The sequence below is a fragment of the Comamonas sp. C11 genome (assembly GCF_024496285.1).
GTDB lineage: Bacteria > Pseudomonadota > Gammaproteobacteria > Burkholderiales > Burkholderiaceae_C > Comamonas > Comamonas testosteroni_F.
On the sequence record NZ_CP101743.1, the window covers coordinates 4,009,551 to 4,032,380 of the forward strand.

Annotated in this window: 22 protein-coding genes; 21 read left to right on the forward strand and 1 reads right to left on the reverse strand. The window is 61.6% G+C overall.

Annotated features, from left to right (window positions below; all coding sequences use genetic code 11):
* Positions 1 to 22 precede the first annotated feature (22 nt).
* The 20 genes from NOX35_RS18350 (at position 23) to prfH (ending at position 20,930) form a co-directional block, all read left to right on the forward strand.
* Positions 23 to 958 (forward strand): amidohydrolase family protein, encoded by a 936-nt coding sequence (locus tag NOX35_RS18350; protein WP_182283587.1) that lies wholly within the window; start codon positions 23 to 25, stop codon positions 956 to 958.
* A 20-nt stretch (positions 959 to 978) separates the two neighbouring features.
* Positions 979 to 1,926: an amidohydrolase family protein gene (locus NOX35_RS18355; protein WP_256494251.1), complete on the forward strand. Its 948-nt coding sequence runs from the start codon at positions 979 to 981 to the stop codon at positions 1,924 to 1,926.
* 99 nt (positions 1,927 to 2,025) lie between these two features.
* Positions 2,026 to 3,423, forward strand: a complete 1,398-nt coding sequence (locus tag NOX35_RS18360; protein ID WP_371878494.1) for a UbiD family decarboxylase — start codon at positions 2,026 to 2,028, stop codon at positions 3,421 to 3,423.
* Positions 3,424 to 3,507: 84 nt separating this feature from the next.
* Positions 3,508 to 4,899, forward strand: coding sequence for a nucleobase:cation symporter-2 family protein (locus tag NOX35_RS18365; protein WP_256494252.1), 1,392 nt, complete (start codon positions 3,508 to 3,510; stop codon positions 4,897 to 4,899).
* A 1-nt stretch (position 4,900) separates the two neighbouring features.
* The gene (locus NOX35_RS18370) at positions 4,901 to 6,514 is read left to right on the forward strand and encodes an ABC transporter ATP-binding protein (protein ID WP_256494253.1); all 1,614 of its coding nucleotides are present in this window, start codon (positions 4,901 to 4,903) and stop codon (positions 6,512 to 6,514) included.
* Positions 6,515 to 6,539: 25 nt separating this feature from the next.
* Positions 6,540 to 7,571: an ABC transporter permease gene (locus NOX35_RS18375; RefSeq protein ID WP_256496944.1), complete on the forward strand. Its 1,032-nt coding sequence runs from the start codon at positions 6,540 to 6,542 to the stop codon at positions 7,569 to 7,571.
* A 2-nt stretch (positions 7,572 to 7,573) separates the two neighbouring features.
* The gene (locus NOX35_RS18380) at positions 7,574 to 8,506 is read left to right on the forward strand and encodes an ABC transporter permease (RefSeq protein ID WP_182283591.1); all 933 of its coding nucleotides are present in this window, start codon (positions 7,574 to 7,576) and stop codon (positions 8,504 to 8,506) included.
* A gap of 49 nt (positions 8,507 to 8,555) precedes the next feature.
* Positions 8,556 to 9,671, forward strand: coding sequence for a BMP family ABC transporter substrate-binding protein (locus NOX35_RS18385; protein ID WP_256494254.1), 1,116 nt, complete (start codon positions 8,556 to 8,558; stop codon positions 9,669 to 9,671).
* 7 nt (positions 9,672 to 9,678) lie between these two features.
* Entirely contained in the window at positions 9,679 to 11,100 is a 1,422-nt protein-coding gene (locus NOX35_RS18390) for an amidohydrolase family protein (protein ID WP_182283593.1), read from the forward strand.
* Between the two features lie 472 nt (positions 11,101 to 11,572).
* Entirely contained in the window at positions 11,573 to 11,875 is a 303-nt protein-coding gene (locus NOX35_RS18395; protein ID WP_149356639.1) for a 2Fe-2S iron-sulfur cluster-binding protein, read from the forward strand.
* A gap of 352 nt (positions 11,876 to 12,227) precedes the next feature.
* Positions 12,228 to 13,349 carry a bifunctional 3,4-dihydroxy-2-butanone-4-phosphate synthase/GTP cyclohydrolase II gene (ribBA, locus tag NOX35_RS18400; protein WP_039048770.1) on the forward strand — a complete coding sequence of 374 codons (1,122 nt, stop codon included), beginning with the start codon at positions 12,228 to 12,230 and terminating at the stop codon, positions 13,347 to 13,349.
* A 15-nt stretch (positions 13,350 to 13,364) separates the two neighbouring features.
* Complete coding sequence (gene ribH / locus NOX35_RS18405) at positions 13,365 to 13,838, forward strand: 6,7-dimethyl-8-ribityllumazine synthase (protein ID WP_182283594.1); 474 nt, start codon at positions 13,365 to 13,367, stop codon at positions 13,836 to 13,838.
* On the forward strand, positions 13,831 to 14,367 hold the full coding sequence (gene nusB, locus NOX35_RS18410) for a transcription antitermination factor NusB (protein ID WP_256494256.1): 537 nt from the start codon (positions 13,831 to 13,833) through the stop codon (positions 14,365 to 14,367). The genes ribH and nusB overlap by 8 nt, the downstream gene beginning before the upstream one ends.
* Before the next feature lie 207 nt (positions 14,368 to 14,574).
* Positions 14,575 to 15,768: a pyridoxal phosphate-dependent aminotransferase gene (locus tag NOX35_RS18415; RefSeq protein WP_256494259.1), complete on the forward strand. Its 1,194-nt coding sequence runs from the start codon at positions 14,575 to 14,577 to the stop codon at positions 15,766 to 15,768.
* 52 nt (positions 15,769 to 15,820) lie between these two features.
* Complete coding sequence (gene ybgC / locus NOX35_RS18420; protein WP_182287260.1) at positions 15,821 to 16,255, forward strand: tol-pal system-associated acyl-CoA thioesterase; 435 nt, start codon at positions 15,821 to 15,823, stop codon at positions 16,253 to 16,255.
* A complete protein-coding gene (gene tolQ, locus NOX35_RS18425; RefSeq protein WP_003077681.1) occupies positions 16,252 to 16,956 on the forward strand; it encodes a protein TolQ in 705 nt (234 codons plus the stop codon). Before ybgC ends, tolQ begins: the two co-directional genes overlap by 4 nt.
* Positions 16,957 to 17,108: 152 nt before the next feature.
* Positions 17,109 to 17,540 carry a biopolymer transporter ExbD gene (locus NOX35_RS18430; protein WP_003077683.1) on the forward strand — a complete coding sequence of 144 codons (432 nt, stop codon included), beginning with the start codon at positions 17,109 to 17,111 and terminating at the stop codon, positions 17,538 to 17,540.
* Between the two features lie 76 nt (positions 17,541 to 17,616).
* Complete coding sequence (gene tolA / locus NOX35_RS18435) at positions 17,617 to 18,804, forward strand: cell envelope integrity protein TolA (protein WP_182283597.1); 1,188 nt, start codon at positions 17,617 to 17,619, stop codon at positions 18,802 to 18,804.
* 393 nt (positions 18,805 to 19,197) lie between these two features.
* Positions 19,198 to 20,352, forward strand: a complete 1,155-nt coding sequence (locus tag NOX35_RS18440; RefSeq protein WP_256494262.1) for an RNA ligase RtcB family protein — start codon at positions 19,198 to 19,200, stop codon at positions 20,350 to 20,352.
* A complete protein-coding gene (gene prfH, locus NOX35_RS18445) occupies positions 20,343 to 20,930 on the forward strand; it encodes a peptide chain release factor H (protein WP_182283599.1) in 588 nt (195 codons plus the stop codon). The genes NOX35_RS18440 and prfH overlap by 10 nt, the downstream gene beginning before the upstream one ends.
* 73 nt (positions 20,931 to 21,003) lie before the next feature.
* Here the strand turns inward: prfH and NOX35_RS18450 are convergent, their stop codons facing one another.
* The gene (locus NOX35_RS18450; RefSeq protein WP_182287261.1) at positions 21,004 to 21,762 is read right to left on the reverse strand and encodes a sulfite exporter TauE/SafE family protein; all 759 of its coding nucleotides are present in this window, start codon (positions 21,760 to 21,762) and stop codon (positions 21,004 to 21,006) included.
* A gap of 146 nt (positions 21,763 to 21,908) precedes the next feature.
* Here NOX35_RS18450 and NOX35_RS18455 point away from each other — a divergent pair, with 146 nt between their 5' ends.
* The gene (locus tag NOX35_RS18455) at positions 21,909 to 22,814 is read left to right on the forward strand and encodes a LysR substrate-binding domain-containing protein (RefSeq protein WP_256494263.1); all 906 of its coding nucleotides are present in this window, start codon (positions 21,909 to 21,911) and stop codon (positions 22,812 to 22,814) included.
* Positions 22,815 to 22,830 lie beyond the last annotated feature (16 nt).

The window sequence follows — 22,830 nt, forward strand, 5'->3', positions numbered from 1 at the left end:
GTCATCACAGAAGGAGAGACACATGATCATCGACATCAGTTGCTACCCCACCGACCAGGTTGACCTGGCTTGGTGGCACGACGGCAAACCCTATACCGTGGACCGGCTGCTCAAAACCATGGATGGCCCCTACTACGTCAATGGCAAACCCCGCCGTATCGACAAGGCCTTCATCCAGCCGCCCCAGGGCAACACCATCTACACATGGAGCGACGGTGAGAAGTCGGGCCGCGAGTCCATCGACGATTACATGGCTTACACACTCAAATGCGTGCAGGAGCATCCCGACCGCTTCATTGGCTGCTTTGTCTACAACCCTCGCTGCGGCGTCAAGAACGGCGTCGAAGCCATAGAGCGCTATGTCAAGGAGCATGGCTTCAAGATGGTTCAGATGCAGGCCAATATGCATGCCTACCGGCCTGACCGCGCGCTGGACTGGGTGCGCCCGGCTTTCGAAAAATGCGCCGAGCTGGGTGTGCCGGTAAAGCTGCATACGGGCGACGGCCCCTACAGCATCCCCTCCGAATGGATTCCCATGATTCAGGAGTTCCCCAAGGTGAACTTCATCATGGCCCACTTCGGCGTGCAGACCGGCGGTGTCTATTGCTTTGAGCCCTTCCAAGCCGCCATGGATCTGCCCAATGTCTATTGCGAATCCGGCTGGTGCCTGCAGTCGCGCATTGTGGAGTTTGCCAAGGTACTGCCCAAGCACAAGATCATTTTTGGCACCGACACCCCACCCAACGAGCCCGGCATGTGGCTGCGCCTGCTGGAAGTGCTGTGTACCAACCCCCCACAGGGCATGAACCTCGACGAGGAAACGTTAGAGGACTACCTGGGCAACAACATCGCCCGAATGATCGGCATCGAACCCACGCCAGCCCCTCGAACCTTTGAGGAGGCTGAGCAGATGCTGGGCCACAAGGCCGAGCGCCAGCCCGTGATCGAACTGTATTAATTCAAGCCAGGAGACACAAAATGATTATCGACACTCACCTGCACCCCACCAATCTGGTGGACGAGGCGTGGCGCCACACAGGTACGCCCTTCAATGGCGAGCGCATGCTCAAGCTCATGGATGGTCCCTACATGATCAACGGCAAGCCGCGCCGCATCGACATGGGCTTCATCCAGCCCCCGCCCGGTAATACCGGCTACCGTGATGGCAACCGCCGCGGCCGTGACGGTATCCGTGACTATATGTCTTACATTGCCGAGCTCACTCAGAAGTACCCTGACCGTTTCATCGGCAACTTCACCTACAACCCCCGCTGGGGGCCCGAAAACGGTGCTGCCGAAATCGAGTACCACCATCTGGCCTATGGCTTCAAGATGATCAAGCTGCATGCCAATATGCATGGCTACCGGCCTGATCGCGCGCTGGAATGGCTGCGCCCGGCAATGAAGGTCTGCGCCAAGTACAACATCGTTGTGCTGATCCACACCGGTGACGGCCCGTTCACCATTCCCACGATGTTCTACCCGATCATTCGCGAGTTCCCCATGGTGAACTTCGTGATCGCGCACTTTGGCATTCAGACGGGTGGCAACTATTCGTTCGAGACCTTCTGGATGGCCATGGACACTCCCAATGTCTATGTCGAATCCGGCTGGTGCTTCCAGGCGCGCATTGCCGAGTTTGCCAAGGAACTACCGCGCAACAAGCTGGTGTTCGGCACGGACAGCCCTCCCAACGAGCCTGGCATGTGGCTTCGCGAGCTGGAAATGCTGTGCCGCCCCGCACCGCACGGAATCGACCTCGACGAAGACACGCTGGAAGACTACCTGGGCAACAACATTGCGCGACTGGTGGGCATTGAAACCACACCTCCGCCGAAAAACCAGGAAGGCGCAAAGGCCCGTCTGAAAGCCACCTACGCAGGTGTCGAAAGAAAAGAAGCCATGACCTTCGCCGCAGCCAAGTAGTGCGGCTCTCGCCCATCGCCTACGGGCGGTGGGCATCCCATACAGAGAAAGTGCCAGCAATCACTGGCTCCCCGTTTCGCTTTGCCGAGGAGACACTCGATGAATGCCAGAACAACAATGATGGACACCGGTCAGGATTTGCACGACTTCTATGCAGCCTATGCCGACAGCTGGCCGGAGGATGTTCTGTCCATCGACCACCCCGCCGGTCGGGACCAGGATGTCACTGCCATCGTCTGGTCCCTCGCCGCTCAAGGTCTTCACCCCTTGCTACGCTTCAACCAGATTGACGACCTGCAGCGCCCATTGATTACCAATCTGTTTGCCTCACGTGAACGCGTGGGCCGCATGCTGGGCGGAGTGGGCGCAGCAGGCCTGCACGCCGAATACCAAGCTCGCAGCAGAAACCTGCTGCAGCCGCAGTTGATTCAGGACGGCAAAGTCCTGCAGCAAGTCAAGACTAGCCAGATCAATCTGCATACCGATATCCCGACCATCAAGCATTTCGCCAGTGATCGCGGCCCCTACATCACCAACTCCATTCTGATTTCCGAGTTCGATGGCATAAGCAATGTGAGCTATCACCGCTCCATGGTTCACTCAGAAACGGAGATCGCCACCAGCCTGCACTCGCGCGGTCACCTTTGGCGCATGTTGCGGGCCGCCGAAACCCAAGGCAAACCCCTGCCAGTGGCCATGGTCATCGGTGCACATCCGCTGTTCATGCTGGCCGCGGCTGCACGCCTGCCTTATGGCATCGATGAGCGCCACGTGGCGGGTGGGCTGATCGGTGCGCCGCTGCAAGTCGTCAAAACGCCAAAGTACGGCATTTCCGTGCCTGCCCATGCTGAGTTCGTTCTTGAAGGCGTGATTGACCCCAGCATGCGCGCCGAAGAAGGGCCTTTCGGCGAATTCACCGGCTACTCCTCGGACCGCTCCACCAACAACGTCTTCAAGGTCGAGGCCCTGATGCAGCGCAGCGATGCCTGGCTGCTCGATGTGGTGGGAGGCAATTCGGCCGAGCACCTGAATCTGGGCCGTATCCCCAGAGAGTCCGAAATGGTGGAAAAGCTCAAGGAGCGCTTTCCAGGCGTGACTGCAGTGCACTACCCCAATTCCGGAACGCACTTCCACGCATATATCGCGCTCAAGCAATCACGCCCCGGAGAAGCACGCCAGGTCATGCTGGGCCTGCTGGGCTGGGACCCATATCTGAAGACAGTGTTTGCCGTTGACGAGGATGTGGACATCACCCGCGATGAAGAAGTGCTCTGGGCCATGGCAACGCATTTCCAGCCGCACCAAGATCTGTTCATGGTGGACGGACTACCTGGCAGCCCTCTGGACCCTTCCTCTTCCGCCGATGGAACTACCTCACGCCTTGGCATCGATGCCACGCGGGGACCCAAGTTCGACGGCTTGCGAGCACGCATCAGCCCCGAAGCCATGCGGCGTGTTCAACCCTTGATTCTCTCCAGCCTGCGCAACGAAACATGAGACAGCCTTAAACCGTCTGGGACACACAGAGCTGAAAAAGCCAGGTGTTTCCAGACCGCTCGAAACCTGTTCAGGAGACAAACCATGACGACGAGCACCCCGAACCATAGTCCGCCCGCAGTACATCCAGTCGATGAAAAACTGCCTTTGCCCCAACTAGCAGCACTGGGACTGCAGCATGTGCTGGTTATGTATGCGGGGGCGATTGCCGTTCCCCTCATCATTGGCAACGCCCTCAAGCTCACCAAAGAAGACACAGCATTCCTGATCGCAGCAGACCTGTTCTGCTGCGGGCTGGTGACCATCATCCAGAGCATGGGCATTGGCAAGGTGGGCATACGCCTGCCCATGATGATGGGAGTGACCTTCACCGCAGTCGCTCCTATTATTGCAGCAGGCAGCACACCAGGGCTAGGTCTTAGAGCGGTTTTTGGCGGAGTCATCATAGCGGGCATATTCACGCTGCTAGTTGCTCCTTATGTCAGCCGTCTACTGCGCTGGTTTCCACCCGTGGTCACCGGCTCCGTCGTTCTGATCATTGGCATTTCGCTGATGCGCGTGGGAATCAACTGGGCAGCGGGTGGAAACCCCACCATCCCCGGCCCCAACGGCCCCATCAACAACCCAGCCTATGGCATTCCTTCGCACATAGCCATCTCCGGCATCGTGCTGATGACCATTCTCTTCATCATTGCCTGGTGCAAGGGCTTTCTGTCAAACATTGCCGTCCTGATCGGCATCGCCGTTGGCTTTTTGATCACGCTGGCATCAGGCCAGGTCAACTTCGTGGGCATGCAAGCCACACAGTGGGTACGCATCATCACGCCGTTTCACTTCGGCATTCCCACCGTTGACGTAATGACCACGGTCACGCTGTGCGTGGTGATGATTGTCATCATGATCGAGGGCGTGGGCCAGTTCCTGGCACTTTCAGAAGTGGTGGAGCGTCCGTTGGAGAAAGACGATATCGCCCGCGGCCTCCGCGCCGATGGTGTTGGTGCCATCGTGGGTGGCATCTTCAACACCTTCACATACACCTCCTATGCGCAGAACATCGGACTGGTGCAGGTCACCGGGGTACGCAGCCGCTGGGTCTGCGTAACAGCCGGGGTAATGCTGATCGTGATCAGCAGCTTTCCCAAACTGTCTTTCATCGCCGCATCCATTCCCCAGTATGATCTGGGCGGCGCAGCCATGGTGATGTTCGGCATGGTGGCTGCGACGGGCGTGCGCATCCTCAGCCATGTGGATTTTGTCGAAAACCGCAAGAACGCCTACATCGTGGCCATCAGCCTGGCCATGGGCATGATTCCTCTGGTCGCGGACCGCTTCTTCATGCGCCTGCCAGATCTGCTGGCCAAATTCTGCCAGAACGGGATTTTGCTGGGCACCTTCACCGCCGTGCTGCTGAACGTTCTGTTTAACGCCAGCACCAGCCAGGAGCCATCCCTTCACGCTCTAGAAAAGGCGGCCTGATATGCCAAGCCTTATCCCTTCTCAAGGCAAACCCCAGCTGGAGCTGCGAGGCATTCGCAAGGTCTATTCCTCCGTGGTTGCCAATGATGGCATCGACCTGGTCGTGGCACCCGGTGAAATTCAAGCCATCCTTGGCGAAAACGGCGCGGGAAAGTCCACGCTGATGAAAATCATCTATGGGGTGACTACTCCAACCGACGGAGAGATCTACTGGCAGGGCGAGCGCGTGCAGATGGGCAGCCCCGGCCTGGCTCGCGCACTGGGCATTGGCATGGTGTTTCAGCATTTTCAGCTGTTCGAGACACTGACCGTCGTGCAGAACGTGGCCCTCGCCTTGCCGGGTCGCCCCGACCTGGCTGACCTGTGTCAGCGCATTCATGCGGTCGGCCAGCGCTATGGCTTGCCCATAGACCCGCTGCGGCTGGTGCACACCCTCTCCGTAGGCGAGCGCCAGCGCGTGGAAATCATCCGCTGCCTGCTTCAAAATCCAAAGCTACTCATCATGGATGAGCCGACCTCGGTACTCACGCCGCAGGCCGTGCGCAAGCTATTTGAAACCCTGCGCCAGCTGGCCGATGAAGGCTGCAGCATTCTCTATATCAGCCACAAGCTGGATGAAGTTCAAGAACTTTGCCACAGTGCCACTGTTCTGCGAAGCGGCCGGGTGACGAGCCATTGCATTCCGGCCCAGGAGACACCAGCCTCCATGGCCCGCATGATGATTGGCAAGGAGCTGGTGCCCTGCCAGCGCCCCAAGCCCATGGCAAATACGGCAGATACTGCCAGGTTACAGGTTCATTCTCTGTCCCGCGCTGCCAGCCACCCTTTCGGCACTGCGTTACAGGACATCAGCTTTAGCCTCAAGCCCGGTGAAATCCTGGGCATTGCCGGAGTGTCCGGCAACGGCCAGCAGGAGCTGCTGTTTGCCCTATCGGGAGAAGACCCGCTTCCGCCGCGCGATGCCGCCATGATTCATCTCAATGGCCAGCCAGTCGCGCACCTGAACAGCGCCAGCCGCCGCACACAAGGCTTGGGCTTTGTTCCGGAGGAACGTCTAGGACGTGGTGCGGTTCCAGCCATGAGCCTGGCCGAAAACACCTTGCTGACTGCCTATGACCAAGGCCTGCTGCAGCGTGGTCTGATTCGCAGAGACGCGGTGACCCAGTTTGCGCAGAACTGTATAGCAGGCTTTCACGTCAAATGCTCAGGACCGCAAGCGCCTGCCAACTCGCTCTCGGGTGGCAATCTGCAAAAGCTCATCGTGGGAAGGGAGCTGATGCAGAAGCCTCAAGTACTCATCGCAGCCCAGCCCACCTGGGGCGTGGATGTGGGAGCGGCAGCTTTCATTCGCCAGTCGCTGATTGAGCTGAGAAACAGCGGCGCCAGCCTGCTGGTGGTCTCCGAAGAGCTGGACGAGCTATTCGAAATCTGCGACCGCATTGCCGTGATTGCTGATGGCCGCCTATCTCCCGTGGTTGCCATTGACCAGACCGATGTCGAGACCATAGGCCTGTGGATGAGCGGAATGTGGCCTCAAGAGAGTGCTCTCCTTCCCCAGGCCGCACCGCCCACTCTTCCTACAGAAAGAGAGGTCTACCGTGTGGCTCAAGCTTGAAAAACGCCCCGAAGCCTCGCACTCCATGCGCTGGCTGTCGCCACTGCTGGCCGTGCTGCTAACCGTGCTCAGCGGAGCACTGCTTTTTGCTGCGCTGGGTCAAAAACCGCTGCAAGGCATTCATGCCTTCTTCATTCAGCCCATCAGTGACCTATATGGTCTAAGCGAGCTGCTGCTCAAGGCCACACCGCTCATGCTGATCGGCATGGGGCTTGCCATCGGCTTTCGTGCTGGAGTCTGGAATATCGGCGCAGAAGGTCAGTTCATTCTTGGCGCCGTGTTTGCCAGCGGCATTGCGCTGATGGTGGGGGACCGAATCGCTTTCTGGGCCATGCCCGCGATGGTGCTGGCCGGCGCCTTGGGCGGGGCGCTGTGGGCAGCCATCCCAGCCTGGTTGCGCACACGCTTTGGCACCAATGAGATCCTGGTGTCGCTGATGCTGGTCTATGTAGCCCAGTTGCTGGCATCTTGGCTGATCTATGGCCCATGGAAGGACCCTGACGGCTACAACTTTCCCCAAACCCGCAGCTTTGGCGACAGTGCGCTATTGCCCGTGCTGATCGAAGGTACACGCCTGCATGCTGGCTTCATTCTGGCGTTGTTTGTGCTGCTGGCAGGCTATGTGTTTCTGCAATTGAGCATGCAGGGCTTTCGCATGCAGGTCGGTGGCCAGGCACCTGATGCCGCTCGCTATGCCGGTTTTTCGGGAAAGCAGGCCATCTGGGTCGGGCTACTGGCTGGCGGCGCGCTGGCCGGCGTGGCCGGGATGACCGAGGTTTCAGGTCCCATGGGCCAGTTGACGGCGCAAATCTCCGCCGGCTATGGCTTTGCAGCCATCATCGTGGCCTTTGTCGGACGCCTGCACCCCGTGGGTATCCTGGCCAGCAGCCTGATCATGGCCTTGTTCTTTCTGGGCGGCGAGCAAGCCCAGCAGCAACTGAACCTGCCGTCCTCCATCTCCAAGGTTTTCCAGGGAATGCTGCTGTTTTTCCTGCTGGCCTCGGATCTGTTCATTGCTTACCGTCTGCGCTGGCAAGGCGGTCTCCGGAGGGCCTGACCATGGATACCTCGCTGATTTCCTCCATCCTGGCGGCCACCTTGGTCGCAGGCACACCACTGATCATCGTCGCACTGGGCGAGCTGGTCGTCGAACGCTCTGGTGTGCTCAACCTTGGTGCAGAAGGCATGATGTCCGTGGGCGCGGTTGCGGCTTTTGCCGCTGCCTTTACAGGAGCTGGCCCCTGGGCCGCGGCCGCAGTGGGCATGCTTGCAGGTGCAGCACTGGCGCTAATCTTCGGCTATCTGTGCCTGACCATGCAGGCCAACCAGGTCGCCAGCGGGCTGGCCCTGGCCATCTTCGGAGTGGGTCTGTCGGCCTTTTTGGGCAAGTCCTATGAATCAGCACCACTGACGGCCGTGCCCGTTCCCACCATTCCCATACTTGGGGACATACCTTTTCTGGGCACCGCATTGTTTCACCAGCACTGGCTAGTCTACGGTTCGTGGGTACTGGCAGCCGCAACAGCCTGGTTTCTGGATCGAAGCCGCGGAGGTCTGGTGCTGCGCGCCGTCGGAGAATCACCCACCGCAGCCCACGCCATTGGCTACCCGGTGATCGCCATCCGCTACATGGCAGTGCTCTATGGTGGAGCCATGGCCGGTCTGGGCGGAGCGTTTCTGTCCGTGTTCTACACGCCACTGTGGGCGGACGGCATGGTCGCAGGCCGGGGCTGGATTGCGCTGGCACTGGTGGTTTTTGCCACCTGGCGCCCCCTGCGCATTCTGGTCGGCGCCTATCTGTTCGGCGGCGTGCTGGTCTCCCAGCTGTTCGTCCAAGGTTCAGGCCTGGCGCTGGAGCTCCCTTCGCAATGGCTGTCCGCACTACCCTATATCGCCACCATCGTCGTGCTGGTGCTGATATCGCGCAACAAGACCACGATCAAGCTGAACTCTCCCGCCTCGCTGGGACAGAGCTACAAGCCGGAAAGTTGAAGTTTCAAAGCATCGCGTTCCCTACGACCAGAACCAAGGAGGCATGACCATGAACAGCAACAACGTGCGCCACACGCATAGATCAACCGCATTTCCCTGTCTTGCAGCATGGAGCGCAGCGTCGCTCTTTGTGCTGGGCCTGGGCAGCGCCTCAGCCGCCGAGCCACTCAAAGTCTGTTTTCTCTATTCCAACCCGATTGGAGAAAGCGGATGGACCTATCAGCATGAGCTGGCGCGCAAGGAACTGGTCGCCGCCCTGGGCGACAAAATCAGTACCAAATACGTAGAAAACATAGCAGAGGGCCCAGACGCAGAGCGCGTTGTACGCAATTTTGTGAAAGACGGCTGCAAACTAATCTTCACGCCCTCCTTTGGTTTCATGGAGCCCACGCTCAAGGTGGCGCGCACCGCTCCCAAAATCATCTTCATGAACGGCACCGGCTACAAGACAGCCACCAATGTCGGCACCTACAACGCCCGCTGGTATGAGGGCCGTTATCTGGAAGGTGTGATCGCCGGTCATATGACCAAGAGCAATGTGGTCGGCTACGTGGGCGCCTTCCCTATTCCCGAGGTGCTGCAAGGCGTGAATGCTTTCGCACTAGGCATGAAAAGCGCCAATCCAAAAGCTCAGTTGCGCCTGATCTGGGTAAATTCCTGGTATGACCCGGGCAAGGAGCGCGATGCCGCCAATGCTCTCATCAAGCTGGGTTCAGACACTCTTGCCTATGCCACCTCGGGCGTTTCCATCGTCACCACAGGCGAAGAGAAAAAGGTCTACACCCTGGGCTACTACTCGAACATGTCCAAGTTCGGCCCCACGACCAATCTCACCTCTATTACCCAAAACTGGGGCAACTTCTACATCAAGGTCGCCAACGAAGTACTAGCGGACAAATGGAAGCCCGAAAGCGTCATGGGCAGCCTCAGCGACGGCATCATCAAGCTGGCACCGCTGAACTCAGCCATTCCGGCCGAGGTGCGCAACCAGGTTGAAACCCTCACCAAGGAAATTGCTTCAGGTCAGCGCCAGATTTTCACCGGCCCTTTGGTCGATCAGCAAGGCACGACACGCGTTCCAGCGGGCCAGAATATCTCGCCCGGTGATCTGGCCAATATGAACTATCTGGTTCAAGGCGTGGACGGCCTGATGCCCAAGAACTGAGAGCCCCATGAAAAACAATATTCTGATCCGCAATGCGGCAGCCATCATGACGGGGCTGTCAGGAAGCAAGGCCAGAAGCCCTGCCCGCGACATCCGCATAGAGAGCGGCGTCATCACCGAGATGGGCAACGGGCTACCGCCCCTGCCCGGCGAGGAGCAGCTCAATGCCAGCAACTGCGTCATCTACCCCGGCTGGGTCAATACCCACCACCACCTGTTCCAGTCTTTACTCAAAGGTGTGCCTGCAGGCATCAATCTGACGCTGAGCCCGTGGCTGCAGGCTGTGCCCTTCAGCTACCGGCGCAGCTTTGATGAAAAGCGTTTGCGCATAGCCGCACGCATTGGTCTGGTGGAGCTGCTACGCTCAGGCTGCACCACCGTAGCCGACCATCATTACCTGTTCCAGCCAGGACAGGACTTTGATGCAGCCGCCATTTTGTTCGAGGAAGCCAACGCGCTGGGCATGCGCTTCATGTTGCTGCGTGGCGGTGCCACCGTCACCCGCAAGCTGGAAGCCGATGAAAAGCTGCTACAGGCCACCGAAACACTGGATCAGATGCTGAGCTCGGTACAAACCACGGCCAAGTACTTCCACCAGACCACCCCCATGGCCATGAGCAAAGTGGCCATGGCCCCCACCTCTGTCCATGTCTCGCTGCCCAAACCGGAGCTCAAGGAAGTGGCCAGAGCCGCGCGCTCCATGGGCTTGCGACTGCACAGCCATATGTCGGAGTCCGTGGCCTATATCGAGCATTGCCGTGAAAAATTCGGTTGCCTACCCATCGAATATCTTGCCCGCAATGAGTGGCTGGGGCCCGATGTATGGCTGGCCCACCTGGTACACCTAAGCCCCGAGGAAATCAGGATGCTGGGAGAAAGCCGTACCGGTATTGCCCACTGTCCGCAGAGCAATGCCCGCCTGGCCGACGGAATCGCACCCGCACCTGCGCTAGCCAAAATGGGCTCCCCCGTTACGATGGGCGTTGATGGCGCGGCCTCCAACGAAGCCGCAGACATGATCAGCGAGCTGCATTTTGCGTGGATGCTACACCGCGCACAGGCTGGCGCGCTTTCCCGCGCCATACCCGAAGGGCTAGGCGAAGAAGGCGGTGACGCCACCACCGTGGAGCAAATCATCCACTGGGCCAGCCAGAGCGGCGCGCAGATGCTCGGCTTTGAAGGTGTCGGTCATCTATCCGCCGGTATGGCTGCCGATTTGGCCGTATATGCACTCGATGACCCCCGATATTTTGGACTGCACGACCCTGCCATCGGCCCCATCGCCAGCGGCGGGCGTCCCCACCTCAAGTGGGTGCTGTGTGCAGGCAAGGTCATACTCGAAGACGACTTGCCAACAGGCCTTGATCTCGAGCGACTCGGGATACAGGCCAAGGCGGAAGTCCAAGCATTGCTGGTACTGCAGAACTGAGCCAAGCTCGTGCTGGCGTAGTGGTGGCGTTCCTATGAAGAGCCGCAGCAGGAGCGTCCGTTGAAGCAACCTCTACTTTTAGGGACGCGCAGGAAAACGAGGATGCTTCACCGTGTTTACGGCTTGAGTTACCCAGAACAACAAGCGCCAGGCTTTTCCCCAATTTTTCTCAACAAGCCTGTGGACAAGCCTGAATAGCTTTTGCAGCAATGTCTCAAGCACTTGATTTATCAGGAATTTCTCAAACTGCCTATTTTTTGATCAGCCCCTATCCGACAGACAGACACTTATCCCGTCCTACGCTGGACATCCTTGTGAACAACTGCACCGGTCCAATGAATAAGTCAGGCAAGTCATTGATTTCAAAAGGTTCATTTTTCAGCGCTGAAAAAACAGGCAATCCGCACCGGGCCCACGGCCTTGGCAAACCGGCTACAACAACGGGTTTTGCAAAGAATCACTACAGCGCCTCATGTCCAACGACTCTGCTTTTGCCCCTCCCTTCTTCATCGCCAAGTGCGAGCCCAGCGGCCAGCAGGTCGACGCCTGGACCGACCAGTCGCTGCTGGACTCGCTGGAGAGCGGCGGCGTGAACTGGCCCAGCTCCTGTCGCAACGGCACCTGCCGCACCTGCATGGGACAGCTGGTATCGGGCAGCGTGCACTACGACATCGAGTGGCCGGGCGTGACGACAGAGGAACAGGCCGAAGGCTATGTGCTGCCCTGCTGCGCCTATCCCGACAGCGATGTGGTGCTCAAGGATCACGAGTACTAAAAATCCCCCTGAGCGGCCTCGCCGCCCCTCCCAAGCAGGACGGCATCATTGCTGGGCTGCGGGGCGGCCCTTGCTTGATGCTGCGCATTGGAGCTGCGTCCCGTTCTTGCACTGCATCATGGTTTCAGGGTCGGCTCGCGCGCTCAAAGCTCGCTCTGCAATAGAATGAGCGCTTTCCGCAAGGCCTTACCCTGCAGAAAGCGGCTCCGCCCAGGCGGCCTCCCGCCTCACACGTTCTTTGGAAGTCCTGCCTGCGCCCATGGCGGCGTCGGCAATGCCTCACTGGTGCGTGTCATGCGCCAGCCGCCGACTGCAGTGCATCGCATCCAGTTCACGTCCAAGAAGGCATTCCATGAACAGCTCCCTCCAACCTGTGCCCATCTCGCCCGTCGAAGAAATCGTGGCGGAAATGCGTGCCGGCCGCATGGTCGTTCTCGTTGACGAAGAAGACCGTGAGAACGAAGGCGATCTGGTTCTGGCATCCGACCATGTCACAGCGGAGGCCATCAACTTCATGGCCCGCTTCGGCCGTGGCCTGATCTGCCTGACGCTGACCCGCGAGCGCTGCGAATTCCTCAAGCTGCCGCCCATGGCCGCGCGCAACGGCACCGTGTACAGCACGGCCTTCACGATCTCCATCGAAGCCGCCGAAGGCGTGACCACCGGCATCTCGGCCGCCGACCGTGCGCGCACCATCCAGGTGGCCGTGAACAAGAACAGCCAGCCCAGCGATCTGGTACAGCCCGGCCATGTCTTCCCGCTGCAGGCCGTGGACGGCGGCGTGCTCATGCGCGCCGGCCACACCGAGGCCGGTTGCGATCTGGCAGCGCTGGCAGGCTGCACGCCCTCGGCCGTCATCTGCGAGATCATGAAGGACGACGGCACCATGGCCCGCCTGCCCGATCTGCAGCTGTTCTGCGCCGAGCACGGCATCAAGATCGGCACCATTGCCGACCTCATCGAATACCGCAGCCGCAACGAATCGCTGCTACAGAAAGTGGGCAGCCGCCCCATGCAGACGGCCCATGGCGAATTCATCGCCCATGCCTTCCGCGACGTACCCAGCGGCTCCGTGCACCTGGCACTGGTCAAGGGCGAATGGCAGCCAGACACCACCGTGCCCGTGCGCGTGCATGAGCCGCTGTCGGTGCTCGATGCGCTCGAAACCGGCCGCAACCAGCATTCCTGGTGCCTGGACGAGAGCCTCAAGTACATCAATGGCAATGGCCAGGGCGTGGCCGTGCTGCTCAACTGCAGCGAGTCCGGCGAGCAGCTGCTGACCCAATTCGAAGGCAAGGCCCGTTCGGCCCAGGCGCCCGAACGCGGCCGCATGGATCTGCGCACCTATGGCGTGGGCGCGCAGATCCTGCGCGAGCTGGGCGTGAGCAAGATGCACCTCATGGGCCAGCCCCGCCGCATGCCCAGCATGGCGGGCTACGGCCTGGAAATCACGGGTTACATCCCCAAAGAATAAAAGACGGAACACCAGATGCAAAACGCAGAAAAAGGCCAAGGCCAGAACCTGAACGGCGCCGAGCTGAAGATCGGCATCGTGCAAGCACGCTTCAACGAAAGCATTACCAACACCCTGTTTGCCTCCTGCCGCGACGAGCTGCTGGCACTGGGTGTGAAGACCGAGAACATCGACCATGTCACCGTCCCCGGCGCACTCGAAGTGCCCGTGGCGCTGCAGACACTGGCCGACACCGATCAGTACGACGCCCTGGTGGCGCTGGGCTGCATCATCCGTGGGGAGACATACCACTTCGAGCTGGTAGCCAACGAATCGGGCGCAGGCGTGACACGTCTGAGCCTGGACTACCGACTGCCGATCGCCAACGCGATCATCACCACAGAAAACATGGAGCAAGCCATTGCCCGCCAGGTCGAAAAGGGCCGCGACGCAGCCCGCGTCGCCGTGGAAATGGCCAATCTGCTCAACTCCTACGACGATCATGAGTGAAGAACAATCCAGCGAGTCCGGCTCGCGCCGCCCTCCCCAGAAGCGCACCGGCCTGACCAGCACCGGCGCACGCAAGGCGGGCTCCAAATCCAATCGCAGCCGCGCACGCGAGTTCGCACTGCAAGGCCTGTATCAGCACATCGTGGGCCGCAATGCGGTGCTCGACATCGACCGTTTCACGCGCGATCTGGCCGGCTTTCACAAGGCCGACGTGGTGCACTACGATGCACTGCTGCGCGGCTGCGTGGAAAACGAAGCTGCACTGGATGCACTGATCACGCCCAAGCTCGATCGCGGCCTGACCGAAATCTCGCCTATCGAACATGCCTGCATGTGGATTGGCGTGTATGAATTCCAGAACTGCCCCGACGTACCCTGGCGCGTGGTGCTCAACGAGTGCATCGAGCTGGCCAAGGAGTTTGGCGGCACCGATGGTCACAAGTATGTCAACGCCGTGCTCAACGGACTGGCTCCCGAGCTGCGCGCCAACGAAGTGGCGCATGACCGCGCCAACAAGTCTGCCAGCTGAACCGCTTGACCTGCAGCGTCGTGCCTGCACGGCCCTGCTGGCGCCACATGCATAGTCAATGCAAATACTGCAACAGGGTCGCAGGTGCTATGGTGCACCGGCTGGCTGGTTGCAGTTTTTTTATGGGTGCGAGGCTGCTGCAACGGCTGCATCCACCGGCACCAGACTGCACCCGAACGCTGATTGATTGAAAGAATAACGTCGTCCATGTCCGTCATCGAGCTTTCCCGCCGCGCCCAACGTATCGAGCCTTTCTACGTCATGGAAATGGCCAAGCACGCGCAGGAAGTGGCCCGCCAGTCCAGCGCCAGCGGCACGCCCATGATCTATCTGAACATCGGCGAACCGGACTTCAGCGCCCCGCCTCTGGTGCAGGAAGCTGCAGAACGCGCCATCCGCGGCGGCCGCACGCAATACACCCAGGCACCGGGCCTGCCCGAGCTGCGCGAGCGCATCAGCGCCTGGTACGCCAGCCGCTTCGGCGTGAACGTACCGGCGCGCCGCATCATCATCACGGCCGGCGCCTCGGCCGCGCTGCAGCTGGCCTGCCTGGCGCTGATCAACGAGGGCGACGAGGTGCTGATGCCCGATCCCAGCTACCCCTGCAACCGGCACTTTGTCTCGGCGGCCGAGGGCAAGCCGGTGCTGATTCCGTCCTCGGCGGCAGAGCGCTTCCAGCTCAGTGCCGCCAAGGTCGAAGCGGCCTGGGGCGAGCGCACGCGCGGCGTGATGCTGGCCTCGCCGTCCAACCCCACGGGCACCTCGATTGCCCCCGACGAGCTGCGTCGCATCCACGACGTCGTGCGCGCCAAAGGCGGACTGACCATCGTCGACGAAATCTATCTGGGCCTGTCGCATGACGAAGCCTTCGGCCAATCGGCACTCCAGCTGGGCGATGACATCATCTCCATCAACAGCTTCAGCAAATACTTCAATATGACGGGCTGGCGCCTGGGCTGGATGGTGGTGCCCGAGTCCCTGGTCGCGCCCATCGAGATGCTGGCCCAGCATCTGTTCATCTGCGCCAGCACCGTGTCGCAATACGCGGCCCTGGCCTGCTTCGAGCCCGAAAGCCTTGCCGAATACGAACGCCGCCGCGCCGAGTTCAAGGCCCGCCGCGACTACTTCATCCCGGCTCTCGAATCGATAGGCCTGCCCGTGCCCGTCAAGCCCGATGGTGCGTTCTACGCCTGGGCTGACTGCCGCGCTGCCGCCGAAAAGCTCGGCGTGAAGGGCAGCTGGGACTTTGCCTATGCGCTGATGAACCAGGCACACCTGGCCATCACCCCCGGCCGCGACTTCGGTCAGGCCGAGACGGCGAACTATGTGCGCTTTTCCACCGCCAACTCCATGGAGCAGTTGCAGGAAGCCATTGCTCGCATGAAAAAGCTCTTCTGCTGAATCCGTGATGATGCAGAGCCAACCAGCGCCTTTGCCTGACGGGGCCGATGCGATGCAAGCCGCCGCAGCCGGGGTGTTCACATTCCCGCTGCGCGTTTACTGGGAAGACACCGATGCCGGCGGCGTCGTGTTCTATGCCAACTATCTGAAGTTCTTCGAGCGCGCCCGCACCGAGTGGTTGCGCTCGCTGGGCATCGCCCAGCAAAAGCTGCGGGAACAAACCGGCGGCATCTTTGTCGTAACGTCTGCGCAGCTTGAATATCTGCACCCGGCGCGACTCGATGACCAACTCTTTGTTACCGCTAGCTTGAAAAGTGCCGGCCGCGCTTCGCTCACAATCGAGCAGCAGGCGCTGCTGGTCCATTCCAACAGTCAAGCCCAAGAGCCCACGCCACTGTGCACGGGCTCCATCCGAATTGGGTGGGTGGATGGCAAGACCATGCGCCCCGCGAGAATTCCGAACCATATCCTGGAGCAACTTTCATGAACTCCCAAGACATGTCCATCCTCAGCCTCATCATGCAGGCCAGCTGGGTGGTGCAACTGGTCATGCTGATCCTGGTGATCGCATCCATAGCGAGCTGGGCCACCATTTTTCGCAAGGCCCAGACCTTGAAGCGCGTGCGCTCGCTCAACGACAACTTCGAGCAGGACTTCTGGTCGGGCACCAGCCTTAACGACCTTTATGCCTCTGCCGCGCAGAACGCCAAGACCGGCGGCCCCATGGAGCGCATCTTTGCCAGCGGCATGCGTGAATACCAGAAGCTGCGCGAGCGCCGCATCGGCGACGTCGCCACTCTGATGGACGGCACGCGCCGAGCCATGCGCGCGAGCTTTCAGCGCGAACTCGACGAGATCGAATCCGGCCTGTCCTTTCTGGGCACCGTGGCCTCGGTCTCGCCCTACGTCGGCCTGTTCGGCACCGTATGGGGTGTGATGCACGCCTTCACCGGCTTTGCCAACATGGAGCAGATCACGCTGGCCACCGTGGCCCCGGGCATTGCCGAAGCCCTGGTGGCCACTGCCATGGGTCTGTTTGCAGCCATCCCCGCCGTGACGGCCTATAACCGCTACGCCCATCACATCGACCGCATCGCCAGCCAGGAAGAAACCTTCATCGAAGAGTTCTCCAATATCTTGCAGCGCAATGTCGGCTCCACCGCCAGCGGCTCCGCCTCCGGCCATTGAAATGAAGCACCCCCTGAGCCGCTTCGCGCCTTTCCCCTCTCTCTTCGGGAGGAGGACGACAGCTTCGCTGGGTCAGCCCCTGCTGCGGGGCGGCCCTTGCTCGGTGTCTTCAGCCTGCGCTATGCAGTCTATTTGTAAGGAGTGAGTGATCCATGCCAGCCATGAGTTCACGCGGTCGCAATCGCCGCACCGTCAATGAAATCAATATGGTGCCCTTCATCGACGTGATGCTGGTGCTGCTCATCATCTTCATGGTGACGGCCCCCATGCTCACGCCCGGCTCCATCAATGTACCCAGCGCCGGCAAGTCCTCGCGCCCGCCGACCAAGAACATTGCCTATGTGCTGCTCGACAAGGACGGCAGCATCCAGTTCAAGAACGGCAGCAATACCCAGACCATCAAGCCTGGCGACCTCATGGGCCTGGCCCAGTCCTGGCAGCAAGGCCAGGGCGAGGACAGCGCCATCCAGATCATCGCCGACAAGGGTCTGCCCTTCGATGACGTCATGAAGGCGCATACCACGCTGTCCAAGGCTGGCGTCAAGCGCATAGCCTTCGGCGTTGTTTCCTCTTCCAGCAACTGACCCATACATGAAGCTCTGCCGCCAGCCGCGACTTTGATGCCTTGAAGCCGCAGCCCGCGCAGACCACCAATTCACCATGCCTAACCAGCAAGATCGCGATCAGTTTGCCCCGCCCCGCCCCAAAGGCCGGGCGCGCTCATGGTCGCTCGCCCTGGCCGCGCACGGGTTGCTGATCGCGGCCCTGCTGTGGACGGTGCGCCCCCCCAAGGAAGCCGAAGAAGCCATGGTCGAAGCCGAGGTCTGGAGCAGCTCCGCCCCGGCTTCCGCAGCCGCCGTGACACCACCGCCTCCCGCTCCGGAGCCCACGCCGGAGCCAGCCCCGGCTCCCGAGCCGCCACCTCCTCCGCCGGAGCCCGTGGCTGCACCGCTGCCTCCTCCTGCGCCGGCCCCCAAGGCTCAGGCCCATGACGATGATCATGAGGCCGAGATTGCCCTGGCCAAAAAGAAAAAGCAGGAGCAGCTGAAGAAGGAAAAGGCCGAGCAGGAAGCCCGCGAACAGCGCGAAAAAGAGCGCAAGGAAAAAGAGCGCAAGGAAAAAGCCGAGAAGGACAAGGCCGAAAAGGAAAAGGCTGAAAAGGCGCAGCTGGAAAAGCAAAAGGCCGAGAAGGCTGAAAAAGCGGAAAAGGAACGCAAGGAAAAGCTCGAGCACGAGAAAAAGGAAAAGGCCGAAAAGGCGGCCAAGGACAAGGCCGAGAAGGAAAAAGCGGAAAAGGCTGAGAAAGAGAAAGCTGAAAAAGCCGCCAAAGACAAGGCTGCCAGGGAAAAAGCCGAGAAGGACAAGGCTGAAAAGGAAAAAGCGGCCAGGGAAGCCAAGGAGAAGGCTGCCAAGGACGCCAGGGATGCCAAGGCAGCCGATGATCGCCGCAAGGCTGAGCTGGCACGCCTGCAAGGGCTGGCCGGCGGCTCCGGCAGTGCTGGCGGCAGCGGTGGCAGCGATCACAGCGGCGCTGGCGGCAGTCGCACCGGCGGTACGGGCAGCAGTGCCAGCGGCGGCCCATCGGCCGGCTACGGTGCCAAGGTGGCCGCACGCGTCAAGCCCAACATCGTCTACCCCGATGCGGTCAGCGGCAATCCGCGTGCCGAGGTTCGCGTGCGCACGGCACCGGACGGCACCATCACCAGTGCCACGATCTCCAAGTCCAGCGGCAACGCGGCCTGGGATGAGGCCGTGGTCCGCGCCCTGCACAAGACCGACAAGCTGCCGCGCGATATCGACGGCAAGGTACCGTCGGATCTGGTCATCGGCTTCAGGCCTCAGGACTGACGCAGGACTCCCCCCGCGCTGTCCCTCAAGCCCCGCAGGCATGGCCTGCGGGGCTTTTTCATATCTGTTGCCAATCCACAACGCATCGACCTGCACGGCTTGCGCCGCCGCTCGCCAGTCCATAGCATGCCTTTCTTTGCCGCAATCCACGAAGGGTTGCGCGCCTTCCCCCACTCACGCAAAGGAGAGAGACATGTCCCAGACGACAAATCCCTTTGCAGTCGTGCACGCCTAAAGCCTTCTAGCGCTTCCCGCCACGCTGCAGACCCTGGCCGACCCATGGAACGACATGGAGTCAGGCTTTGCGCTGCGCGTGAATTCCCGGATGCCTCTCGGCCGAGCATGTCGCGACTGCCCAATCGCTGATTTCATGCATTCGACCAAGGGCCATTCATGGGCAATTCTTTTTCGGACACCTATGTCAAGGTGTTCGCCAACCGCAGCGTCTGGATCGAGGACGCTGCCATCCAGCAACTTCACACCACAGCCGCCAATCTGGACGGCATCCGCGCCGCCGTGGGTCTTCCCGACCTGCATCCGGGCCGGGGCTATCCCGTGGGCGCGGCCTTCTTCTCGACAGGACGCTTCTACCCGGCCCTGGTCGGCGGCGACATAGGCTGCGGCATGTCCCTGTACGCAACCGAGCTGGCCGTGCACAAGACCTCGGCCACCAGGCTCGAAAAAGCCGTGGGAAATATCGACGGCCCTCCGCCTCAGGAGCTGCTGGAGACCGTGGACATGGAGCAGCTGCAGCAGATCGCGCAGACCAGCGGCGTCGCCGATCTGGCCTGTCTGCAGGAGAGTCTGGGCACCATAGGCGGCGGCAACCACTTTGCCGAACTGCAGCAGGTCGAGACCCTCTACGAGGAAGGCGCGCTCGACAAAAAGCGCGTGCACCTCATGGTGCACAGCGGCTCGCGCGGCCTTGGCGGCTCCATACTGCGCGAGCATGTGCAGCGCTTCAGCCACGACGGCCTGGCCGCCGGCAGCGAAGCCGCAAGGCAATACCTGCTGCAGCACGATGCAGCCATTGACTATGCGCGGCTCAACCGCCGCAGCATCGCCCTGCGCCTGCTGCGCGCGATCCGCACCCAGGCAGAAGCCCTGCTCGACATCACGCACAACCATGTGCTGCCCCACCACTGGCAGGGCCAGGACGGTTTTCTGCACCGCAAGGGCGCCACGCCGGCGGACCGGGGCCTGGTCGTCATTCCAGGCTCGCGCGGCGACTACAGCTATCTGGTGCGGCCCATCGCCGGGCGGCACGAGGCCCTGGATTCGCTGGCACACGGCGCCGGCCGCAAATGGGCGCGCACGGACTGCATGGGCCGGCTGCGGCCGCGCTTCACGCTGGACGAGCTGCTGCGCACGCGCTTCGGCAGCGCCGTGGTCTGCGCCGACCGCGAGCTGGTCTACGAGGAGGCGCCCCAGGCCTACAAGGATGTGGACTCCGTGGTCGCCAGCCTGCAGCAAGCCGGCCTGGTGGAGCTGGTCGCGCGCCTCAGGCCCCTGCTGACCTACAAGAAGGGAGCCCTGCAATGCTGCTGATGCAACTGAGCTCGGCCCACGGCCCCGCCGAATGCGAGTACGCACTGCAGCTGACCCTGCGCAAGCTGCTGCAGGCCTGCGCCGCCGAGGACCTGGCCGTCGAGGTGCTGGAGGAGTTCCGCACCCCGGCCGGCTACAGGTCGGTGCTGCTGCGCTGCGAGCGCGAGACGCCGGCACTGCGCGAATGGCAGGGCACCATCCAGTGGATCTTCGCCAGCCCCTTCCGACCCCGGCATCCGCGCAAGAACTGGTTCGTCGCCGTGCAGCGCTGCGAGCCGCCGCGCCAGCTGGCCATGGACGGCGAGATCCAGTTCCAGGCCTGCAAGGCTTCAGGCAAGGGCGGCCAGCATGTCAACACCACGGACTCGGCCGTCCATGCCCTGCATGTGCCCAGCGGGATTGCCGTCAAGGTCATGAGCGAACGCAGCCAGCATGCCAACAAGCGGCTGGCACGCGAGCTGCTGGCCATCAAGCTGGCGCAGCACAATGCGCGCAGCCAGGGGCAGGCCCAGCGCCTGCGCAGCCAGCAGCACTGGGAAGTCGAGCGCGGCCAGGCCGTCAAGGTCTTCCGCCTGTAACCGTCCCGGGACGACATTGCCGCCCTCCTCCCGAACCCTTGGGTGGCGGCAATGTCGCTGCGGCCCCTGCCACTCAGAAGCACAGGTAGACACCCAGAGCCAGAAGACTGAGCATCAGCAGCTTCCGGAAAAGCTCGGGCGAGAGTTTTTCGCGCAGCAGCTCGCCCCAGTGCATGCCGGCCAGGGCCGGAATCAGCATCAGGGCCGAAGCCAGCAGTCCCAGCCCCATCTCCTGCGCCTGCGCGCCCAGTCCCTGGCCCTGCCAGAGCAAACCGGCCCCCAGGGCCAGCGTGGAGGTGGTAAAGCACAGGCCCATGGCCTGCATGAGCGCGGGGCGGGACAAGCCCAGCGACTGCAGAAAGGCCACGGCAGGCACGACAAAGACACCGGTCACCGCCGTGATGGCGCCCGTCAGCAGGCCGCATACTGCCCCCAGCCAGGCCTGGTGCGGCGCCGGCGTCTGCCAGCGCAGGCCCGACAGCCCCCACAGGGCGTACATCACCAGCGCCAGGCCCAGCGCCGGTCTGGCTGCGGACAGGCTGCCGACTCCACCCCAGAGGGCCACACCTCCCAACGTGCCCAGCACGATGCCCAGCTGCATCCAGCCCAGACGCTGCAGCAAGGGCCGCAAACCTGCCACGGGCCGCATCTGCACCAGATTCGTCACCAGCGATGGCAAAAGCAGCAGGGCCGCCGCCTGCGCGGGCGGCATGAACACCGCCAGCAAGGCCATGGAAACTGTGGGCAGGCCCAGACCCACCACGCCTTTGACACAACCCGCCAGTCCAAACACGGCAATGGCTGCCGCAGCCATCCAGCCTTCATTCCACATCATCAATCCTTCGTATTATCCGAACTATCAAACCTCAGCAAAAATCATTGCTCTATTGCCTAGCATTGATAATCCAGCTATGGAAGATGCTTTACCAGCGGGATTTGCCAAAACCAGACTTCGTATAAACCTTAGGCTTGAACACCATGCGCTTTGACCTGACCGACCTCCAGCTGTTTGTGCACATCCTCGACAGCGGCACGCTGACAGCGGCCGCACAGCGCAGCCATCTCACGCTGGCCTCGGCCAGCGAGCGCGTGCGCGGCATGGAGGCGCTTCTGGGCACGGCGCTGCTCATTCGCCAGGCACGCGGCGTGCAGCCCACGGCTGCAGGCCATACCCTGGGCCAGCATGCGCGCCAGGTGCTCAGCCAGATGCAGCGCCTGCGCGGAGCCATGGGTGAATTCGGCGCTGGCCTGGCCGGGCAGATCCGGCTGCGCGGCAATACCTCGGCCGTGCGCGAGCATCTGCCGCTGGCCGTCAGCGGCTTTCTGCGCCAGCACCCGCAGATTGCGCTGGAGCTGCAGGAATGCCCCAGCAGCGAAGTGCTGGCCGAACTGCGCCAGGGCCTGTGCGATATCGGAGTGGCGGCCTGGGATGCCGAAGACAGCTGTGCCCTGGCAGGCCTGCACTGCCTGCCCTGGAGGCCGGACCCGCTGGCCGCCGCCTTGCCGCTGGGCCATGCGCTGGCCGGGCGCCTGCAACTGCCGCTGGCCGAGCTGCTGCATGAGAACTGGGTCGGCCTGCCCCGTGACTCCGCCTTGCAGCAGCTGCTGCAGAAACAGGCCCTGCGGATCAATGACAGGCTGCTGCGCATCCAGGTCCAGCTGCAGCATTTCGAGGGGCTGTGCCAGCTCGTGGGCCAGGGCGTGGGCATTGCCGTGCTGCCGCTGGCCGCCGTGCAGCGCCACGGCGCCGCCACCGGCGTGGTGGCCGTACCTCTTTCCGACGCCTGGGCACAGCGCAAGCTGCTGCTGTGCACGCCCGCCGCGACGGCCTCCCAGTCATTGCCTGCGCAGCAACTGCACGCGCAACTGCTACAGACCACGTAGCCTTAGCAAGCCACAG

What these genes read in the sequence shown, in the direction of transcription:
- NOX35_RS18385 (WP_256494254.1), top strand. Translation starts at nt 8,556, where the DNA reads ATGAACAGCAACAACGTGCGCCACACGCATAGATCAACCGCATTTCCC.
- prfH (WP_182283599.1), top strand. Translation starts at nt 20,343, where the DNA reads ATGCTGCTGATGCAACTGAGCTCGGCCCACGGCCCCGCCGAATGCGAG.
- NOX35_RS18390 (WP_182283593.1), top strand. Translation starts at nt 9,679, where the DNA reads ATGAAAAACAATATTCTGATCCGCAATGCGGCAGCCATCATGACGGGG.
- NOX35_RS18450 (WP_182287261.1), bottom strand. Translation starts at nt 21,762, where the DNA reads ATGTGGAATGAAGGCTGGATGGCTGCGGCAGCCATTGCCGTGTTTGGA.
- NOX35_RS18455 (WP_256494263.1), top strand. Translation starts at nt 21,909, where the DNA reads ATGCGCTTTGACCTGACCGACCTCCAGCTGTTTGTGCACATCCTCGAC.
- tolA (WP_182283597.1), top strand. Translation starts at nt 17,617, where the DNA reads ATGCCTAACCAGCAAGATCGCGATCAGTTTGCCCCGCCCCGCCCCAAA.
- NOX35_RS18365 (WP_256494252.1), top strand. Translation starts at nt 3,508, where the DNA reads ATGACGACGAGCACCCCGAACCATAGTCCGCCCGCAGTACATCCAGTC.
- NOX35_RS18430 (WP_003077683.1), top strand. Translation starts at nt 17,109, where the DNA reads ATGCCAGCCATGAGTTCACGCGGTCGCAATCGCCGCACCGTCAATGAA.
- tolQ (WP_003077681.1), top strand. Translation starts at nt 16,252, where the DNA reads ATGAACTCCCAAGACATGTCCATCCTCAGCCTCATCATGCAGGCCAGC.
- NOX35_RS18360 (WP_371878494.1), top strand. Translation starts at nt 2,026, where the DNA reads ATGAATGCCAGAACAACAATGATGGACACCGGTCAGGATTTGCACGAC.
- NOX35_RS18440 (WP_256494262.1), top strand. Translation starts at nt 19,198, where the DNA reads ATGGGCAATTCTTTTTCGGACACCTATGTCAAGGTGTTCGCCAACCGC.
- NOX35_RS18380 (WP_182283591.1), top strand. Translation starts at nt 7,574, where the DNA reads ATGGATACCTCGCTGATTTCCTCCATCCTGGCGGCCACCTTGGTCGCA.
- ribH (WP_182283594.1), top strand. Translation starts at nt 13,365, where the DNA reads ATGCAAAACGCAGAAAAAGGCCAAGGCCAGAACCTGAACGGCGCCGAG.
- NOX35_RS18370 (WP_256494253.1), top strand. Translation starts at nt 4,901, where the DNA reads ATGCCAAGCCTTATCCCTTCTCAAGGCAAACCCCAGCTGGAGCTGCGA.
- NOX35_RS18395 (WP_149356639.1), top strand. Translation starts at nt 11,573, where the DNA reads ATGTCCAACGACTCTGCTTTTGCCCCTCCCTTCTTCATCGCCAAGTGC.
- nusB (WP_256494256.1), top strand. Translation starts at nt 13,831, where the DNA reads ATGAGTGAAGAACAATCCAGCGAGTCCGGCTCGCGCCGCCCTCCCCAG.
- NOX35_RS18415 (WP_256494259.1), top strand. Translation starts at nt 14,575, where the DNA reads ATGTCCGTCATCGAGCTTTCCCGCCGCGCCCAACGTATCGAGCCTTTC.
- ribBA (WP_039048770.1), top strand. Translation starts at nt 12,228, where the DNA reads ATGAACAGCTCCCTCCAACCTGTGCCCATCTCGCCCGTCGAAGAAATC.
- NOX35_RS18350 (WP_182283587.1), top strand. Translation starts at nt 23, where the DNA reads ATGATCATCGACATCAGTTGCTACCCCACCGACCAGGTTGACCTGGCT.
- NOX35_RS18355 (WP_256494251.1), top strand. Translation starts at nt 979, where the DNA reads ATGATTATCGACACTCACCTGCACCCCACCAATCTGGTGGACGAGGCG.
- NOX35_RS18375 (WP_256496944.1), top strand. Translation starts at nt 6,540, where the DNA reads ATGCGCTGGCTGTCGCCACTGCTGGCCGTGCTGCTAACCGTGCTCAGC.
- ybgC (WP_182287260.1), top strand. Translation starts at nt 15,821, where the DNA reads ATGCAAGCCGCCGCAGCCGGGGTGTTCACATTCCCGCTGCGCGTTTAC.